Origin of the sequence: Vibrio sp. 10N.222.52.B7, assembly GCF_041474275.1 — a bacterium.
Lineage (GTDB): Bacteria > Pseudomonadota > Gammaproteobacteria > Enterobacterales > Vibrionaceae > Vibrio > Vibrio crassostreae_C.
On sequence record NZ_JBFRTU010000698.1, the window covers coordinates 1 to 333 of the forward strand.

Genomic DNA, 333 nt, shown 5'->3' on the forward strand with positions numbered 1-333 from the left:
GCGTTGAGTGCAGCAAAAGTTTCCGCTAAGCCACTATTGTTGAGCTTAAATTCGACGCCATGGCGGGTAAAATCGATAAACGGATAAACCTGAATATCTTCACGATCCAAATGCGCATTAAGCTCCGTTCCTGAAAAACTACCAACACCACTTCTCCCGATAGCAGCAAGAGCTAACTCTGACGCTGGATATAACTTAGGATCGAGTGCGGCCTTACCACCTAAGCTTGTGTAGTAAATACCTATGTCATCACCTGCGAGATAGTCACGCAGATACCACATCTCTATACCATTGCTAAGCGTCCACTTTTGAACATATGGGTCTACATACATT

Annotated in this window: 1 pseudogene; it reads right to left on the reverse strand. The window is 44.4% G+C overall.

Annotated elements, in window-relative coordinates:
• Positions 1–333, reverse strand: a pseudogene (locus tag AB4512_RS24870) (insulinase family protein); the annotation flags it as partial.